The organism is Kribbella sp. NPDC051718 (assembly GCF_040681515.1).
In the GTDB taxonomy this organism is placed as follows: domain Bacteria; phylum Actinomycetota; class Actinomycetes; order Propionibacteriales; family Kribbellaceae; genus Kribbella.
Genome location: NZ_JBFAYZ010000017.1, coordinates 103770 through 121473, shown reverse-complemented (window position 1 = coordinate 121473; position 17704 = coordinate 103770). Strand labels below are relative to the sequence as shown.

Annotated in this window: 17 protein-coding genes; 10 read left to right on the top strand and 7 right to left on the bottom strand. The window is 67.0% G+C overall.

Annotated features, from left to right (window positions below; all coding sequences use genetic code 11):
* Positions 1-82 precede the first annotated feature (82 nt).
* Positions 83-1414 carry a hypothetical protein gene (locus AB0M15_RS40020; RefSeq protein WP_363831863.1) on the bottom strand — a complete coding sequence of 444 codons (1332 nt, stop codon included), beginning with the start codon at positions 1412-1414 and terminating at the stop codon, positions 83-85.
* Positions 1415-1516: 102 nt separating this feature from the next.
* Complete coding sequence (locus tag AB0M15_RS40015; RefSeq protein ID WP_363831860.1) at positions 1517-3124, bottom strand: glycosyl hydrolase family 28 protein; 1608 nt, start codon at positions 3122-3124, stop codon at positions 1517-1519.
* A 188-nt stretch (positions 3125-3312) separates the two neighbouring features.
* Between AB0M15_RS40015 and sigJ the strand changes: the two genes are divergently transcribed.
* From sigJ to AB0M15_RS40000, 3 genes are all read left to right on the top strand, one after another.
* Positions 3313-4191 carry an RNA polymerase sigma factor SigJ gene (gene sigJ / locus AB0M15_RS40010; protein ID WP_363831857.1) on the top strand — a complete coding sequence of 293 codons (879 nt, stop codon included), beginning with the start codon at positions 3313-3315 and terminating at the stop codon, positions 4189-4191.
* Positions 4192-4431: 240 nt separating this feature from the next.
* Positions 4432-5427, top strand: coding sequence for a Gfo/Idh/MocA family oxidoreductase (locus tag AB0M15_RS40005; RefSeq protein ID WP_363831854.1), 996 nt, complete (start codon positions 4432-4434; stop codon positions 5425-5427).
* On the top strand, positions 5427-6419 hold the full coding sequence (locus AB0M15_RS40000) for a Gfo/Idh/MocA family oxidoreductase (protein ID WP_363831851.1): 993 nt from the start codon (positions 5427-5429) through the stop codon (positions 6417-6419). Before AB0M15_RS40005 ends, AB0M15_RS40000 begins: the two co-directional genes overlap by 1 nt.
* A 38-nt stretch (positions 6420-6457) precedes the next feature.
* Here AB0M15_RS40000 and AB0M15_RS39995 read toward each other — a convergent pair whose 3' ends face one another.
* The 3 genes from AB0M15_RS39995 to AB0M15_RS39985 are packed head-to-tail and all read right to left on the bottom strand — an operon-like array spanning position 6458 to position 8774.
* Entirely contained in the window at positions 6458-6856 is a 399-nt protein-coding gene (locus AB0M15_RS39995; RefSeq protein WP_363831848.1) for an MAPEG family protein, read from the bottom strand.
* On the bottom strand, positions 6853-7824 hold the full coding sequence (locus AB0M15_RS39990) for a hypothetical protein (RefSeq protein WP_363831845.1): 972 nt from the start codon (positions 7822-7824) through the stop codon (positions 6853-6855). The genes AB0M15_RS39995 and AB0M15_RS39990 overlap by 4 nt, the downstream gene beginning before the upstream one ends.
* Entirely contained in the window at positions 7821-8774 is a 954-nt protein-coding gene (locus tag AB0M15_RS39985) for a glutamate-cysteine ligase family protein (protein ID WP_363831842.1), read from the bottom strand. Before AB0M15_RS39985 ends, AB0M15_RS39990 begins: the two co-directional genes overlap by 4 nt.
* 56 nt (positions 8775-8830) lie before the next feature.
* Here AB0M15_RS39985 and AB0M15_RS39980 point away from each other — a divergent pair, with 56 nt between their 5' ends.
* The 5 genes from AB0M15_RS39980 to AB0M15_RS39960 all read left to right on the top strand — a co-directional run bounded on the left by AB0M15_RS39980 (position 8831) and on the right by AB0M15_RS39960 (position 13452).
* A complete protein-coding gene (locus AB0M15_RS39980) occupies positions 8831-9319 on the top strand; it encodes a MarR family winged helix-turn-helix transcriptional regulator (protein ID WP_363831838.1) in 489 nt (162 codons plus the stop codon).
* A gap of 88 nt (positions 9320-9407) precedes the next feature.
* Positions 9408-9989, top strand: a complete 582-nt coding sequence (locus AB0M15_RS39975) for an NAD-dependent epimerase/dehydratase family protein (RefSeq protein ID WP_363831835.1) — start codon at positions 9408-9410, stop codon at positions 9987-9989.
* Positions 9990-9998: 9 nt separating this feature from the next.
* The gene (locus tag AB0M15_RS39970) at positions 9999-10952 is read left to right on the top strand and encodes an MFS transporter (protein ID WP_363831832.1); all 954 of its coding nucleotides are present in this window, start codon (positions 9999-10001) and stop codon (positions 10950-10952) included.
* A 264-nt stretch (positions 10953-11216) separates the two neighbouring features.
* A complete protein-coding gene (locus AB0M15_RS39965) occupies positions 11217-13136 on the top strand; it encodes a C1 family peptidase (RefSeq protein ID WP_363831829.1) in 1920 nt (639 codons plus the stop codon).
* 25 nt (positions 13137-13161) lie between these two features.
* The gene (locus AB0M15_RS39960; RefSeq protein WP_363831825.1) at positions 13162-13452 is read left to right on the top strand and encodes a protease inhibitor I42 family protein; all 291 of its coding nucleotides are present in this window, start codon (positions 13162-13164) and stop codon (positions 13450-13452) included.
* Here the strand turns inward: AB0M15_RS39960 and AB0M15_RS39955 are convergent.
* Complete coding sequence (locus tag AB0M15_RS39955; RefSeq protein ID WP_363831821.1) at positions 13449-14267, bottom strand: PHP domain-containing protein; 819 nt, start codon at positions 14265-14267, stop codon at positions 13449-13451. The genes AB0M15_RS39960 and AB0M15_RS39955 overlap by 4 nt on opposite strands.
* A gap of 6 nt (positions 14268-14273) precedes the next feature.
* Positions 14274-14681, bottom strand: a complete 408-nt coding sequence (locus AB0M15_RS39950) for a MarR family transcriptional regulator (protein WP_363831817.1) — start codon at positions 14679-14681, stop codon at positions 14274-14276.
* 77 nt (positions 14682-14758) lie between these two features.
* Here AB0M15_RS39950 and AB0M15_RS39945 point away from each other — a divergent pair, with 77 nt between their 5' ends.
* A complete protein-coding gene (locus AB0M15_RS39945; RefSeq protein ID WP_363831815.1) occupies positions 14759-15685 on the top strand; it encodes a zinc-binding alcohol dehydrogenase family protein in 927 nt (308 codons plus the stop codon).
* A 10-nt stretch (positions 15686-15695) separates the two neighbouring features.
* The gene (locus AB0M15_RS39940) at positions 15696-17693 is read left to right on the top strand and encodes a GMC family oxidoreductase N-terminal domain-containing protein (RefSeq protein WP_363831813.1); all 1998 of its coding nucleotides are present in this window, start codon (positions 15696-15698) and stop codon (positions 17691-17693) included.
* Positions 17694-17704: the final 11 nt, after the last annotated feature.

Genomic DNA, 17704 nt, shown 5'->3' with positions numbered 1-17704 from the left:
ACCCATCATGCCCGCCCCACACCATCCCCGCCGTGCCACGCCGACGCCTTCCTTTCTCCAGCACCCGCCTCGTCAGTTTCGGTCAGGAGTCCCAGATCGGGCCTAGAGCGGGGATTCCCAGTCGCTCCATGCCGTGGACGACCTTCCAGGTCAGCTTCTTGTTGGAGACGCAGATGACGGCTTCGGCGCCGGAGGACTTGTACTCCGAATACGCCAGCTTCACCATGTCCGGCTTACCGTAGGCGTCGGTGTCCCAGATGAGCGTGTCCGGCTGAGCGGTGAGGATCTCGTCGACCAGCGCCTGTCCATACGTCTTGACCGGATCACGCGTCACCCACACCAGCTTGTGGGGAACCCGGGCCGCCAGCACGTGGGCCAGCACCGGCCCGATGCCGCTCCCCGTCACGACGTACACGACTCGCCTGAAAACCGTTCCGTAGTTGGCCATCCCGGCTGTGGCGACGCCGCGGACCCAGACATGCGACGGGGGATTGTCGATGAAGTCTCCTGTCCAGTCGCCCGCCCGCGACACCGCCATCCGGAACCCCGGCGCACCCGGCGTCGGGATCACCGCGAAGCTGTGCCACTGCCGCAGCGGATGCCGGGAGATCGAACGCGTCGAGCCGGCCATCGGGCGACTGCGCCCGGCGCTCACCAGCGCCACATGCGACGACGGCCGGATGACGTCGATCGGGATCCGCCGCAGCAACATCCACGGAACCAGTGAGCTGATCGTCGTCAACGCGAGCACCCACACCGTCGGCGTACCGGCCAACGCCGCCAACAGAGACCCTGAGCCGGCCGCCGAGCGTCGTTCGTTCACGAGCAGCAGGGCCCCGATCCAGAACAGCGTCGACAATGCCCACCCGCCGAAGCGGTGAATCCGCTCGAACAGGTCGTGCCGCTTGGCCCGCATCGAGGGCCGGGACGTCATCACGATTGCCAGCAGCAGGAGCGCCTGCACGTAGTACACGACAAGCAGCCCCAACCCCACCTGCCCGGTCGCGACCACGGTCAGCGCGAAGAACCACAACGTCCCGCAGACGGCGCCACCCACGTGCAGCCCGCCCAGGTGATACCCCTTCGCCAGCGCCCACCGCAGCCGCAACGGCCACGACTTCGGCACCTTCATAACCAATTGGGACAGCAGATTCACGAAGAACTGCTGCCGCACCACGATCCCCAGCGCGAAGTTGACCTGAGCAACCAAGGCCAGGTTCAGCACCGAATGCCACCAGTGACCGCTCAGCCCCCAACCGAACACCAGCACGTTGGACATCACCACGAACAACGTCAGCCGATGGCTCTGCATCATCCGCGGATGCTTCAACACCCGCCGCCCCAACGGAAGCGGCTCCGGAAGCGTCACTTCCGGCAAGTGGACAGGCGTCAGCGCCTCGAGTACCGCAGTCATGAAATTCCCCCAGAATTTCCGAATCACCCCGAACACCGAGAACGTCTCAACTCGGTGATTACAAGTTGAGACGCCCCGGCGGCCGATTCGGTTGATTGCTTCTTACTGGGAGATGGTGATCGGGCCGTTCTCGGAGACGTTGGTGATGTTCATCTGGTTGAGGGTGGTCGCGTACGCCGATGAGCCCGGCATCAGGATCCGGACGAGTTCGACGCCGGTGTTCTGGGCGCCCGGTTGACCGTTGATGCGGGCGGCCGTCGTACCGGCGTTGCGGACCCGGATGTCCTGGAGCCGTACGCCGGTGATCGGTCCGACGCCGTTCGCGCCGGCGCCCGTCCACAACGCCAGCCAGGTGCGGTTGCTGTCGTTGGTGAAGGACAGCCGTTCGATGTCGATGTTCTCGAACCGGATCGTGCTGGCCGACGCGGTGCCGTACTTGTGGTGGACGCCGATGGCGACCGCCGCGTCGTACACGACCGCGTTGCGGAAGGTGACGTTGGACTGGTTCTGCATCACCCCCTGACCGACCTTGAGCCCGTAGCAGAAGGTCCAGCTGACGATGTCGTCGAACAGCACGTTGTCCAGCGGTCGGGGGTTGCCCGGGATGTTCTTCATCAGGTCGGTGTTCGCGGCCCAGGTCTTGGTGCTGAACGGGTCGTCCAGGCCGATGCCGATCGCGTTGCGGACCGTCACCCCGGTGGACTCCATCACGTCGATCCCGTCGTTCTCCCCGAGTTCGAGGTCGAGGCGGTTGAACAGTTTGATGTTGGTGAAGCTCAGGTCCTGCGACCGGATCGGCATCACCGCCCAGCTGCTCGCCTCCTTGAAGGTGATCCCGTCGACCCGGAAGTTGGTCGTGTAGACGGGGGTGAGGAGGTTGACGCCGAGGTTGCTCGGGGCAAGGGATGCCTTGCCGTTGCCGTCGATCGTGCCGCGGCCGTAGATGGAGATGTTGGTCGACGAGTACCGGGTGGAGATGAACCAGGTGATGTCGCGGCCCTGCGAGTCCTTGTGCCAGTGGACGTCGTAGTTGGCGCGCTCGCCGGTGTAGCGGAGTACGGCGCCGGGGGCGAGGTACAGGGCGAGGTTGCTGCGGAGGTAGATGGTGCCGAGCGTCCAGACGCCGGCGGGGACGTAGACGGTGCCTTGGCGGTTGTTCGCCGTACCCCAGGCGGCGGCGTCGTTCAGCGCGTTCTGGAAGGCGGTGGTGGAGTAGCCGCTGCCCGGCTGGGTGTTGTACGGCGCATTGCGGACGTTGAAGATCCCGGCACCGCTGTCGGCCGGCCGGTTGGTCTCGAGCGGGTCGATCGCGATCACCAGGCCGGGTCGACCATCGAGCTTGACGATCAGGTACTCGTCGCGCGTCACCGTGAAGGTCAGGCTCGCCCCGCTGACCGAGCCGCTGAGATTGAGCTTCGCCGGACTGATCGAGTACGACCCGATCGCGGTGTTGTTCACCTTCGTCACCGTGATCGTCGCCTCCCTACCACCCATGGCGAGCTGGGCGATGTCATACCCCGGGAAGTCGCTGACGGGAACGCTCTGCCCGTTCACCGTCAACCGGTAGTCGGGCGAGGCGGCGTAGATCGACTGCACCGGATAGATCTGCAACGGGGCAGGGGCGGCCTGAGCCTGCTGCACCGCCAGCCCGGTCAGCAAACATCCCAACAACAGCACTGCCACTAAACGGATCCCAGCAGGTGGCGACATGAACGGCTCCTTAGAGCGGGAGGATTCAACAGCTCTCGCCCGAAGGTAGACCACCATGCGCACAGGTGTGAACCATATTCACATACGTGAACAGCTTTGACCGAAACCGGCCAGTTCGAGTGCGGACCTCACAATCCGGGAGGCTGTGGTGTCGGTACTTCGAGAGACGATGACCCGAGGAGGCGGCAGTGACCGGTGGCGATCCGAAGTTGAGCGTGATCATGAGCGAGCGGCGGCAGTTGATCAACCTCGCGTATCGGCTGCTCGGCTCGCTGGCGGACGCGGAGGACGTAGTACAGGAGACCTACGCGCGCTGGTACGCGATGTCGCGAGAGAAGCAGGATGCGATCGAGTCGCCCGGCGCCTGGTTGACGACCGTCGCGAGCCGGATCTGTCTCGACCTGCTCGGCTCCGCCCGGGTACGCCGGGAGCGCTACGTCGGCGAATGGATCCCCGAGCCGGTACCTGACCAGACCGAGACCGACCCCGCCGACCGCGTCACCCTCGACGAGTCGGTCAACATGGCGTTCCTGGTCGTCCTCGAATCGATGACGCCCGCCGAACGCGTCGCCTTCATCCTGCACGACGTGTTCCGCTACCCGTTCCCCGAGGTCGCCGAGATCGTCGGCCGTACGCCGGCAGCCTGCCGTCAACTCGCCACGTCGGCCCGCCGACGCCTCCGCACCTCGCAGACGCCGCCACCTCCCGAGGCCGAACGCACCGCGATCGTCCGCGACTTCATGCAGGCTTGGAAAGCGAAGGACATCCAAGCCCTCGTTGGCCTGCTCGACCCGGCGGCAGTCTCGATCGGCGACGGCGGCGGCCTGGTCAGCGCCGCGCTGCTCCCGGTCGAGGGCGCCGAGACGATCGCCCGGTACTTCGTCGACCTCGCCGAACGCCGAGGCAGCCTCACCATCGAGGAACGCACCGTCAACGGCCAGCCCGGCCTGGTCGTCCTCGACGAAGGCCTCACGGCCGCCGTCCTCGCGTTCGACCTGGAGGGGGACAAGATCAAGCACATCTGGGCCATCCGCAACCCCGAAAAGCTCCGCCCCTGGACACCCTGACCACTGTCGGCGTGCCGATCGACAGGAGGTAGTCCGCGCGACCTAGTGCACCCTGAGCGTGGACAGCGATCCGCGTACGGCGTCTCGGGAGTGCACTACCTGTCGAACGGGACGCCATCCCCACCCCACGACGGTTTGGGTCCGGGTGGTGGGCGGGCGACTCGCGGGTGGGTGCCGGGGGCTAGTTCATCGTTGTAATGTGGCGAGGGATCGCGGAATCTATTTCGCTAGGAGGAGCTGGTGGGTACACCGCTCAAGGTTGCTGTTCTGGGGTTCTGGCACGTTCATGCGAGGGATTACGCCCGGCAGGCACAGGAACATCCGGGGACGGAGTTGGTGGCTGTCTGGGATGACGATCTGGAGTTGGGGCAGGCGGGGGCGGAGCAGTTCGGGGTGCCGTTCACGGCTGATCTCGATGGGCTGCTGAGCCGGGATGATCTCGACGGGGTCATTGTCACGACCTCGACCGACGTGCATCGCGACGTGATGGTCAAGGCAGCCAACGCGGGCAAGCACATCTTCACCGAGAAGGTGCTGGCGCCGACTGTTGCCGAGGCCACCGAGATCATCGAGGCGGCCGATACCAACAACGTGAAGCTCGTGGTCTCGTTGCCGCGGCTCGCGCACGGTTACACGCAGGCGATCCGCGAGGTGATCGCCAGCGGCGTCCTCGGCCAACTCACCTACGGCAGGGTACGGCTGTCCCACGACGGCGCCATCCCGCGCGACGGCAACGAGGGCTGGCTGCCGCAGCGGTTCTTCGAGCCGAAGGCGGCCATCGGGGGAGCGCTCACCGACCTCGGCTGCCACCCGATCTACCTGCTGCAGTTGTTCCTCGGGGCCGACCCCGAGACCGTCAGCGCGACGTACCGGTCGGTGGCCGGGCGTGGTCTCGAGGACAACGCCGTCGTCACCGTCGGCTATCCGGATCAGAAGATCGGCGTGATCGAAGCGGGATTCGCCAGCCCGAACCCGTTCACCATCGAGGTCTTCGGTACCGACGGCAGCCTCAGCTACACCGACGAAGGCAACGTACTCCGGGTAGCGGGCAACCAATTGCCGGTACCTGAGCACAGCCCGGACCCGTTCGCCCAATGGGTCACTCACATCACCGACGGCACCCGGGCAGACGACAACCTCGCCCGCGCGGTCGAGCTGACCCGGCTCGTCGTCGCCGCCAACGAGGCCGCGACGAAGGGCGATTCCATCGCGTACGACGGGAAGGTGATCAGCTGATGACGCAACTCAAGGTCGGCCTCATCGGCGGCGGTGGAATCGCCTCCGCCCACATCAAGGGCTACCGCGAGCACGCGGCCAAGATCGGTATCACCGCCGTGGCCGACGCGGTCGAGCAGACGGCCAAGGCGCGTGGCGAGGAGCTGGGCGCAACGGCGTACACGGACTATCTCCAGATGCTCGAAGCCGAGGAACTCGACGCCGTCGACATCTGCCTCCCGCACCACCTGCACCGCGACGCGATCGTGGCCGCGGCCCAAGCAGGTAAGCACATTCTGTGCGAGAAGCCGCTGTGCTTGTCGGCGGACGAAGCAGCCGACGTGCGTAAGGCGGTCACCGATAACAACGTCACGCTGATGTGCGCGCACAACCAGCTGTTCATGCCGGCGGTGGCGAAGGCGAAGGAGTTGCTGGACGCAGGCACGATCGGCACCGTCTACGAAGTGCGGACGACGGACAGCTTCTACAACGACTTCGATCCGGCCAACATGGGGTGGCGGGCGAGCGCGAAGACGAGTGGCGGGGGCGAGCTGATCGACACCGGGTACCACCCGACGTACCTGATGTTGCACCTGGCCGGCGGGTTGCCGGTCGAGGCGACGGCGATGCTGTCCACGCATCGGCTGAAGTTCATGGAGGGCGAGGATTCGGCGCAGGTGCTGATCCGGTTCGACAACGGCGTCGTCGGGCAACTGGTGACGAGTTGGGCGTACCAGCCGGCGCCGAACACCGAGCGCTTCTCCGTCGTCGGCGAGCTGGGATCGCTGCGCAGTGACGGCGAGTCGCTCACCACACAGCTCCGCACCGGTGAGACCGAGACCGTCGAGCTGGGATCGGTCGACACCTTCGTCGCCGAGATCGGGCACTTCGCCGACTCGCTGCTGGGCAAGACCCGCCCGCTGCACACCGAGGAGGAAGGCATCGCCGTCCTCGGCATCCTGCTAGCCGCCTACGAAGGAGCCCACTCGAAGACCATCGCCCCGATCGCCTGACGCCGCGCCGGCTGACGCCCGGTCAGCCGGCGCCCGGGTCAGATCACGGCGATTGCGGTGATTCCGAGAGTGATTCCGACCAGGTAGGTGCCGAGGGCACCGATGTCGCGGAGCGGGCCGTGTGCAGCGAGGGTTTTCGCTGTCAGCATGCCGACGGCGTGCACGGTCCGTACCACGAGCGCCGCGACCGACAACGCGTCGACCCACCAGCTGTCGGACAGTGCCGAGCAGACCAGCAGCAAGACGATCATGGTCGGGATGTACTCCGCGGCGTTGCCGTGCGCCCGGACCGCGATGAGCAGCCGGTCGGCGGGGTCGGTCGATGCCTGCGGGCCGCCGTTCTTGCCACGGATCACCCGCCACCGGGTGACGTTGGCGCCGAGTACGAACAGCAGGACACCCATCAGGGCGATGCAGACGATCGTGATGGTGGTCATCTGAGGACTCCTTCGAGGTGATGGTTCGACTGGGTGAGGTGGCTGACGATCGTGTGACTGAGCTGGGTGCCGAGCAGAGCGTCGGTCTTGTGCATGCCGCCGGGACAGGTGACGTTGACCTCGATGAGACGGCCGCCGATCACGTCCAGCCCGGCGATGGCGATTCCGTGCCGGAGCAGGTGCGGGCGGAGTGCGTCGACGATCGCCCGGTCGGCGTCGTCGATCTCGGCGGGCGCGACGGGCGGGCCGATCCGGAAGTCGTCGGCGCACGGCCTGCGGAGTACGGCGCCGACGATCTCGGCGTCGAGCAGGAAGAGGCGTTTGTTGCCGTGCTCAACGGCCGGCAGGTACTGCTGTGCGATCACCTGACGGTGTCCACCCTGCGTGGCCGACTCCAGGAACGACGTTGCCGCGTGGTTGTCGTCGACCAGCCACACATCGAGGCCGGCGAAACCGTCGAGAGGCTTCACCACCGCAGTACCGACGCCTGATACGAAGTCGCGCAGGCCGGCGACGTCGGCGCTGACGTGCGTCGGTGGGCAGAGGTCGGGGAAGCGCAGGGCGATCAGCTTCTCGTGCATCGCCCGGACTCCGTCGGGACGGTTGACCACCGGCGTACCGGCCAGGTCGAGCAGGTACGTCGTGTGGAGGTAGCGCTCGTCGACGGGTGGGTCGATGCGCAGTTGCACCAGGTCGAAGGTGGCGACCTCGACGCCGGTCGTCGCGAGTTCGTCGTACCAGTGCGGGTCGACGATCCAGCGGTGATCGCCGCCGGCCGGACGCCGCGGGCGGAGCCTGATCCGGTGGGCTCTGGCATGAAGCTTGCCGTTGGCAACGATGAGGTCGGCGGGTTCGCAGGACCAGACGTCGACGCCGAGGTCCTGGGTCGCGCTCATCAGACCGATGGTGGCGTCGATGTCGGCCTGTAGGCCGTTGAGTGGGTCGGTGACGAAGAGGACGCTGTTCATGCGGCCGGCTCCAATTCAGGAAGCAGGCGGCGGCACCGATCGGCCGTGCCTGGGTCGCCCATGGCTGCGGCGTGCCAGTGGTCGGCCAGGTGGGGCTGCTGCGATTCGAGCAGGCGAAGGGTCCGGCGGCGGAGGTCGTCGTCGTACATCAGGCCGGCCAGAGCTGCGATCACGGGGCCGACCTCGGTCGGTTGTTGCGCGTCGAGGAAGCGGACTTCGAGGTACGTTCCGCGCGGGCGGACTGGTGGGAACAGCGTGGTGAGGTGGTCGGCGGCGCCGCCGGTGACGAAGACCTTGGCGGCTGCTGCGAATTCGGCGTACGCCGTCACTGGGTCGCCTCGCAGCGGCCGGTCATCGAAGCCGGTCCGGGCCGGGTCGGTGCGGAGCCAGGTGGTGAGTCTGCCGCCAAGGCCGGAACTCCTGGCGAATCTCGCAGCCAGAAAGGGGCCAGCGAGGTTGAGGACTCGCCATTGCTCGATGCCGGCCGCGCCCGGCCACCAGTCCAGGCAGATCTGGGTGGAGGCGGTTCGGCGCATCATCCGGCGGCCGGCGGGGCCCATCGTGTCGAAGTGGCGGTGCATGGCGACGTAGCGCGGGGTCGTCAGCTGGAGCGGGACCTCGTGTTCGGGGCGCGGGTCGCAGGGGCGGGCCTCGAGCTGGATTCCGGCTGCGGTGAGGTGTCGTTGGAGATCCTCGGTGTAGGCGCAGAGGTCGCCGGCCGGGTCGGGGGCGCAGGGGAGGCTCAATTCGAGTTGGCCGACTGGTTCGAAGGTGATGTAGGGCGCGGCATGCGCAGTACGGGCTGCTTGCCGTACGCGGTCGATCGGTACGGCGGCGCCGGTCACGGTGTCGGCGACGAGAAACTCCTGCTCGACGGCGATCCGGGTGGTCCGCCGGCGGCTCCGGGCGAACAGGCCGGCCACTAGTGGCCACAGCTCCTTGGTGTCCATCGTCGCTCCTGATACTGTAAGGATTCCTGTCGAAATATTGGAAGGAATCCTTACGGATGTCAAGGGCTGAGTTGCCGCGGCCGGATCGCAAGCCGCTGATCGCTCTGGTCGACCGGGCCAATCGGGCGCTGCAGTCCCATATGGTGCGGATGGCTCATCTGCGCGGCCATCCGGAGGTCAAGCCCGCCCATAACTCCGTCTTCGGGACGCTGGCCGAGGAGGGTTCGCGGGCCATCGACATGGCCGAGCGGGCGGGGATCACCCGGCAGTCGATGGGGGAGGTGGTCCGCGAGATGGTCGGCCTCGGGATTCTCGAGATGCGCCCGGATCCGGCCGATCGGCGGGCCAAGCTGGTGACGTACTCCGAGCACGGGCGGGCGGTGGCGGCCGACGGCTACGGCCATCTGGTCGAACTCGAGCAGCGGTTCGTGGCTGAGTTCGGCGCAGCGGAGTATGAGATCGCTCGTGACGTCCTCGGCCGGATCGCGGGCCTGCTGGACGACTGGGCCGCCGTAGAAGCCGGCGCTGCCGCCTCGGGCGAGTAGCTGACTTGACTGGAATGTAGTCAGTGCCTACAGTCGTGAGCAGAACCTGGATATCAAACGTCCAGAATTAGTCGAGAAGAGGATGGCGATGAGGATCTTTCTGGCGGGCGCTTCGGGGCTGATCGGGCAGCGGCTGATCCCGCTGCTGGTCGAGGACGGAAACGTGGTCGGCGGGATGACCCGGTCGGCGGGCAAGACGGAGCTGCTCGAGCGGCTCGGGGCCGAGCCGATCCTGTGCGACGTCTTCGATCGCGAGGCGCTGATCCAGGCGGTGACGGAGTTCAAGCCCGACCTGATCCTGAACGAGCTGACCGACCTGCCGGACAACCTGGCGCAGATCGGCGCGCACGCCGAGCTGAACGCCCGGATCCGTACCGAGGGCAACCAGAACCTGATCGACGCCGCACGGCAGGCCGGCTCGCCGAAGCTGCTGGTGCAGAGCGTCGCGTGGCAGCTACCGGACGGGCCCGACGCGGTTGCCGTCGCGTCGCTCGAGAAGTCGGTCTTGGCCGAGGGTGGCGTGGTCCTGAGCTACGGACAGTTCTACGGCCCGGGCACCTACGACGAGGAGCAGCTCCCCGCTGAGCCGCGGGTGCAGATCGACCGCGCCGCTTCGTTGACGGTCGCCGCGCTGGACGCGCCGTCGGGCATCGTCGTCATCACGGACTGAGGAGTCCTCGTGTCAACATCTCGGATCCGCACTCTGCCCGCGGGAATCGCGCTGGCGGGGGCTGCGATCACGTTCACCAGCATGTACCTGGCGGCGGGCGCTCTGACGCCGTTGCTGGTTGTTTACAAGGAGCGGTTCGACTTCGCTCCGTCGATGCTCACGTTGGCGTTCGCCGTCTACGCGATCGGGTTTCTCGCGGCCGTACTGACGGTGGGGTCGCTGTCGGACTATGTCGGCCGGCGGCCGGTACTGATCGGGGCGCTGGTCGTGCAGATCGCGTCGAATCTGCTCTTTCTCTTCGCCGCCGATGTCGGGTGGGTGATCGGCGGGCGGATCGTCCAGGGCGTGGCGAGTGGTGCGGCGACAAGTGCTTTCACGGCGATGCTCGTCGAGGTCGCGCCGGCTAATCGGAAACGGCTTGGGACGATTCTCGGCAGCGTCGGGCTGACCGGTGGGCTTGGTGGTGGGTCGCTGCTCGCCGGGTTCGCGATCCAGTTCACGCCGTCGGCCAACACGATTATCTTCGTCGTACTGACGGTCGCGACCGTGCTGGGGATTGTCGTGGTGGCGCTCTCGCCGGAGAGTGTCGTCCGGGCTTCGGGGGCGGCGCGGTCGTTGATTCCGCGGATCTCGTTCCCCGCGGCGACTCGGCGGGAGTTTGTGGCCGCTGCTCCGGTGGTGGCCGCGGTCTGGATGCTTGCGGGGTTGTCCGGTGGGTTGGCGCCGAGCATGGTGCGGAGCGTCTTTCATTCCGACAGCAGTCTGCTGGGTGGCTTCGCGGGGTTCGTCGCACCGGCGGTGTCGGCTGTGATCGGGCTTGCCTTTGCCGGGGTTGCGCCGCGGCGGGCGATGACGATCGGGATCTATGCGTCGATCATCGGGGCTGTCGGCATCATCACCGGCGTGGGGTCGTGGCCGGGATCTACCTGGTCTCGTACCTCGCGCTGGGGGTGCCGATCGTGATCGAGGGGCAGTTGGTGGGTCCGCTTGGGGAGGTACCAGCGGTGTTCTGGTACACCGCGTTCACGATTCTGCTGGCCTTGATCAGCCTCATCGCGCAGCGGCGGATTACCCGGACGACGCTTCGTACTCCCGTTCGGATGCCCTTGCGCGCAAAGGTCGGACAGAGCGGTTGACCGGCATTCTGGCGGAGAGGAGAGTGGCAGCAATCATCACCGAAAGTAGCCGGATGATTGCAAATTGGAACACCCTTGGGGAGGGAATTCGATGTCATCGATCGACGATTTGGCAGAACTTCAGGAATTGATCGGGCGGGCGGCGCCGGGACGGGCGGCGGCCGGGACGGATCAGCAGTCGGAGCGCCGGGCGCAGCTCTACGCCCGGCTGCTCGGCGTCACGGTTCCACGCGACCTGGTGGCCGAGATCAACCAGCGGCCGCGCGCCGCGGTGTCGATCGGGAACCTGCCTGCCGCCGTGGACTGGCGCGATGTCGGCGGCCGCAATCACGTGTCGCCGGTCAAGGATCAGGGGGGATGCGGCTCGTGCGTGTCGTTCTGTACCTGCGCGACGATCGAGTCGACGGTGTCGATCGCGACCGGCGACGTCGTCGACCTTAGCGAGGCGGATCTGCACTTCTGCTCGGCCCACGGACCCAGTTGCGGCGGCTGGTGGCCGAGCAGCGCGCTGGACGAGTGCATCCGGCGCGGCGTGCCGCTGGAGGAGATGTTTCCGTACTCCAGTGCCTTCGACGCGAGCGGAAATCCCAGTTGCAAGCTGAATCCGAACCGCGACGCCCGCCTTTACACCCCGACCGGGTATTCCACCCTGGTGTCGACGGCGGAACGCAAACAATGGCTCGCCAGTCGCGGCCCGGTGTGCGCGGTGTTCCAGGTCTACGACGATTTCTTCAACCACACCGGAGTTTACCGGCACAGCACCGGGAACAGCGCCGGATATCACTGCGTCGAGATCATCGGGTACTCCGATGCCGACCGTTGCTGGATCGCGAAGAACTCGTGGAGCGCATCCTGGGGTGACCACGGATTCTTCCGGATCGGGTACGGCGAGTGCGGGATCGACGACACCAGTAACGACCGCGACGGCAGCGGATCGCTGAACCGGTTCCCGATGTACGGCGTCGAGGGCGTCAAGGTGCCGGGCGGCTGGCGTGGCTTCGAGCTGGCCCAGCCGGGGAGCGCGTCGCAAGGCGGTGGGGTGGCGGCGGTGTCCCGGATCCCGAACAGCATGGAGGTCTGGTGGGTCGGCGCTGACGGCTCCTTGCGCGACTCGTACTGGTACGAAGGCAATCCCTGGCAAGGCTTCGAACTGGCCCCGGCGGGAAGTGCGTCGCAAGGCGGTGGGGTGGCGGCGGTGTCCCGGATCCCCAGCAGCATGGAGGTCTGGTGGGTCGGCACCAATGGGTCCGTGCAGGCCGCCTACTGGTATGAGGGCAACAACTGGGGACGGTACGAGCTGGCCCCCGGCGGCAGCGCTTCACTGAACGGCGGGATCGCGGCCGCATCGCGCATCGCCAACAGCATGGAGCTCTGGTGGGTCGGCGGCGACGGTTCCGTGCAGGGGGCCTATTGGTATGAGGGCGGGAACTGGGGACGGTACGAGCTGGCGCCGGCCGGTAGCGCTTCGCTGGATGGTGGGGTGGCGGCGGTGTCGCGGATCCCGAACAGCATGGAGGTCTGGTGGGTCGGCGCGAACGGTTCGCTGCAAGGCGCCTATTGGTATGAGGGCGGCAACTGGGGACGGTACGAGCTGGCGCCGGCCGGTAGCGCTTCGCTGGGCGGTGGGGTGGCGGCGGTGTCGCGGATCCCGAACAGCATGGAGGTCTGGTGGGTCGGCGCGAACGGCTCGCTGCACGATTCGTACTGGTACGACGGCGGTACCTGGCAGGGCTTCGAGTTGGCCCCGGCGGGGAGTGCCTCGCCGACCGCCGGGATCGCGGCGGTGTCGCGGATCCCGAACAGCATGGAGCTGTGGTGGGTCGGCGCGAACGGTTCACTGCGCGACTCGTACTGGTACGACGGGGCCAACTGGCAAACGTTCGAACTGACACCCGGCGGGGGTGTCTCGCCGAACGGTGGCATCGCGGCCGTCTCCCGGATCCCCAACAGCATGGAGGTCTGGTCGATCGGCTCGGCCGGATCCGTGCAGGACAATTACTGGTACCCGTAACCGACGATCGAGACTGGTCAGGCCGATGAAAGAACGATCACTACTCCGGATCGCCGTCGCTGGTGGACCCGTGGAGATCGCGCTGCCGGAGAGCCCGGCGACGGGCTACCGCTGGCATCTCGACCACGACCCGTCCGAAGCGGTCGTTGTGGGCACGACGTACCAGCCTGATCAGCAAGGCCTGGCCGGCGGAGGAGGTACGAGGATCTTCCAGCTGGAAGTCCTCGCCCGGAGCAGCATCACGCTGGACTTCTACCTCCGCCGGTCACCAGCCTCCGCTCCCCTCGAGCACCAACGTGTCGAGCTAGCGTTTTAGTCGCCAGGGCAGTTCGGGCCGTCGATCGGAGTGAACCCGTGCGCCTCGGCAACCGCGGCCGCCTCGGCGAGACCCGTCGCCAGGGCTTCCGGCAGGTGAGCATCGCTGCCGAAAGCGACGCGCTTGCCGGACTCCTCCGCCCACCATCGAAGGATGGTTGGGTGGAGGGGGACACGGGTGTTGATCTCCAGGGCGCGGCCACCGTCGGCCAGTGACCGCAGCGCCTGCCTCAGCTCGTCCTCGAAGTCTTCCGGGGCGAAGGGCTTGGCGCTCTCCGGCCAGGATCGGACGGGGTAGTCGATGTGGGCGAACACCTCGAAGAGGTCCGAGCCGGCGACCATCCGGGGGATCTCGAGGAGGTACTCACGGAAGACCTCGTCGGCGGGGCGGTGGGGGTAGAACTCCCATGGTTCGGCGTACTCGGTGCCGTCTCGTGGGCAGTGCAAGGAGCCGAGCAGCCGGTCGAAGGTGCCTTGGGCAAGCAGTTTCTTCAGCTCGGTTTCGTGCAGGTGGGGTTGGCCGATCTCCATGCCGGTGAGGATCCGCAGCTCCGGATACTTGGCTCGGCAGCGCTCGATCGATTCGAGGTAGCTCTGGGCGTCGAGTGCGGTGGCGTGCAGGATGCCGTCGGTGACCAGGCCGGGGAACTTGTCCTCGAGGAAGCCCGCCCGGAACGGCGTGAAGTCGACGTGCTCGGTGAAAGCGACCGAGGGGAGACCGAGCTCGACGGCTCTTGCGCAGGTCCCGGCCATCGATCCTTGGTTGGCGTCCCAGGAGTATTCGGTGTGGACGTGGCCGTCGCCCGGTAGCTCCATGTCGCCTCAGTCCAGGAGTTTGGTGAGTAGGGCGCCGAGCTTCTTCTGCTCGGCGGGGGACAGTTTGCTGGTGAGCGGGGTCAGCGCATCGCCGATCTCCGCGGTCAGCGTCGGCGCGAGGCGGTGGCCGGCTGGACTGAGGCTGACGCGGACGGCTCGGGCGTCGTCCTCGCTGGCGGTCCGGAGTACCAGATCGCGTTTGACCGCGCGGTCGATCAGGCCGCTCACCGAGGACCGGTCGAGGCCCAGGTAGGCGGCGAGTTCGGCGATCTTCGGCTCGTGGTCGCGCAGGATCGCGAGCACCCGCAGCTGGGTGAGCGACAGGTCGTGCGCAGCCGCGGCCTGACTCAGCACGGCCATCACGGTGAACGAGGTCTGCACCAGGCGATCGAGTGCTTCAGGGTCGGCGTCCATGGCGGAAGTCTAGCTTGCAATAGGTTGGATTGCCATCTACCTTAGATGGTATTACCACCTATTCTTCGGGATTTGTCATGCGCGCTGCGGTCGTCACTTCGTTCGGTACTCCGCCGTCCTGCCAGGAGTTTCCGGCTCCGGTGCCGGGTGGGCCGGAGGAGGTTGTGGTCGAGGTGGTCGCGGCCGGGCTGCATCCGCGGGTGCGGTCGCAGGCGGCGGGGTCGCACTACACGAGCTCCGCCGAGCTTCCGCTGGTGCCGGGGATCGATGGGGTCGGACGCTTTGCGGACGGGACATTGCGGTACTTCGTGCTGCCCGACACGACGCTGGGTGCGATGGCCGAGCGGACGCTGGTCGACGTACGGCGCAGTGTCGTGCTGCCGGAGGGGACGGATCCGGTGGTGATCGCGGCCGCGATGAATCCGGCGATGTCGTCGTGGGTCGCGTTGCGGCGGCGTGTTGATTTTCAAGCGGGGCAAAGCGTTCTGGTGCTCGGCGCGACCGGCAACGCGGGGCGGCTCGCGGTCGAGATCGCCAATCATCTCGGTGCCGGCCAGGTGATTGCGGCCGGACGCCGGGCCGATCGGCTTGCTGCGCTGTCGGGTGCGGACAGGACGACTTCTTTGGCTGATCTGGGGGAGGTGGCGGCGGACGTAGATGTCGTCATCGACTACCTCTGGGGCGAGCCGACTGCCGACGCGATGCGCGCCATCGTGACGAGCCGCCGCGATCGGGACCGGCCGTTGACCTGGATTGAGGTCGGTTCGATCGCGGGGCCGACCGCAGCCATCCCGTCAGCGGCCGTACGTGCTGCGCGACTGAAGATCGTGGGGAGTGGGCAGGGGTCCGTACCGACGCGAGACATCCTGGCAGAGCTGCCCGCGCTCGCCGAGGTGATCACGACCGGCACTTTGCCGATCGATGCCCGGGCGGTGCCGTTGGCTGAGGTCGAGACTGCTTGGAAGGAGACGGACGCGTCGGAGCGGATCGTCATCACGCCCTAACGTTTGGGGTATGCAGCTCACCGATGATCAGCGTTTGCTCCTCGCACGGTTGGCAGATCTGGCGATTCCGCGAGACGGCTACCCCTCAGCCGCTGATGCGGGTGCTGTCGCCTTCATCGAGGGTGTACTTGCCGAAGATCGGCCCGACTGGCGACCCCGGGTCGATCGCGCGCTGAACGCTTTCGCTGCGGCTCCCGTCCTTGGTGCCGATGATGGGTTGGAGCGGGTGCTCGCCGAGCCCGACGTTGCTTGGCTTGTGCGGCTGGTTGCGCAGGGGTATTACTCGGCGCCGGCGAGCTGGTCGATGGTGGGGTGGCGCTCGGATGCGGGCGGTGGTTGGTCAGCGACGGAGACCGAGCTTGCGGCGACGTCGCGGGCTGCGATTGCTGATCGGTATGACTGTGTGGTCATCGGGTCGGGGGCCGGTGGCGGTACGGCTGCGCAGGTGCTGGCCGAGTCGGGGCGGTCGGTGCTGGTGGTGGAGATGGGTGGCTATCCGTCGACCGCTGCGTTGGCTACCGATCATCTTCGGAATCCGCGGTCGGTGGCGGGGCTTCCGGCGCCGACGGATCCTGACGCGGCGGGGCGGCCACGGGTGTCAGTTGTCGATGGGGTGGCGAGGGTGGTGCTGCCGCCTGATGGTGGGTGGGGGAACAACGCGTTCACGGTCGGTGGTGGTACTCGGGTCTATGGGGCGCAGGCTTGGCGGTTTGTGCCGTTGGACTTCGGGATGGCTAGCGCGTACGGCGTACCGGAGGGAAGTGGGTTGGCCGACTGGCCGATCACGTATGCCGAGCTGGAGCCGTACTACAGCCTGGCCGAGCAGCGATTCGGGGTGAGTGGCGGTGGAGTCGACCCATGGCATGATCCGCGCTCGATCCCGTTGCCGATGCCGCCGCTGGCACGGACGGAGCCGGCGCGCTTGCTGGCGGCTGCGGCGGAGCGGTTGGGGTGGGGGACTCTCGACGTACCGCTGCTGATCAACTCGGTGGAGTATCAGGGGCGGGCCGGATGTGCGCGCTGTGGACAATGCGTGGGCTTTGCTTGCCCGGTCGAGGCCAAGTCGGGTACGCACAACACCGCCCTGCCGGCCGCGTTGGCGACCGGCCTGTGCACGCTCGTCACAGAGACGACCGCCTCGCGCCTGGTGACCGACGATCGTGGGCGGGTCGTCGGCGTCGAGTTGGTTGCCTTCGACAACGGGCGTGTCTGGCGGCGTACCATCGACTGTGCCGAGGTCGTCGTCGCGGCCGGCGCGACCGAGACCCCGCGCCTGCTGCTCAACAGCGGAATCGGCAACGAGCACGACCAAGTCGGCCGCTATCTTCAAGCCCATGTCTATGCGGGCGCCATCGGCCTGTACGACGACGAAGTGTCCGACTTGATCGGCCCCGGCGTCTCGATCGCGACCTGCGACTTCCGCCACGGCAACGACGGCATCATCGGCGGCGGCATGCTCGCCAACGAATTCGTCCCCACGCCCGCGGCGACGTACGACTACCTGACCTCCAGCGGCTTCATCCCGCGCGCCGGTATCGAAAGCAAACAAGCAATGCGCCACGAATCCCGCCGGATGATGCGGGTCGTAGGCCCGATCCAGGAAGTCACCTCACCCGACTCCCGAGTCCAACTCGACCCCTCAGTCACCGACCGCTTCGGTCTCCCCGTCGCCCGGATCAGCGGCTCCGTTCACCCCGAAGACCTCCGCACCCAAACCTTCATGAGTGCCAAAGCCCAAGCCTGGCTCCTCGAGGCCGGCGCCACCCGCACCGCCGTCTCCTCCCTGACCACCCTCACCCAAGCCAGCGTCGGCCAACACCAGGCAGGCACCTGCCGAATGGGCACCGACCCCATCCACTCAGTCACCGATCCCAACGGCCGCCTCTGGACCCATGACAACGTCTACCTCGCCGACGCCTCCCTCCACCCCACCAACGGCGGCGTAAATCCAGTCCTGACCATCCTCGCCAACTCCCTCCGAATCGCTACTCACCTCGTTCGCGGCTAGCGCGAGCCTTG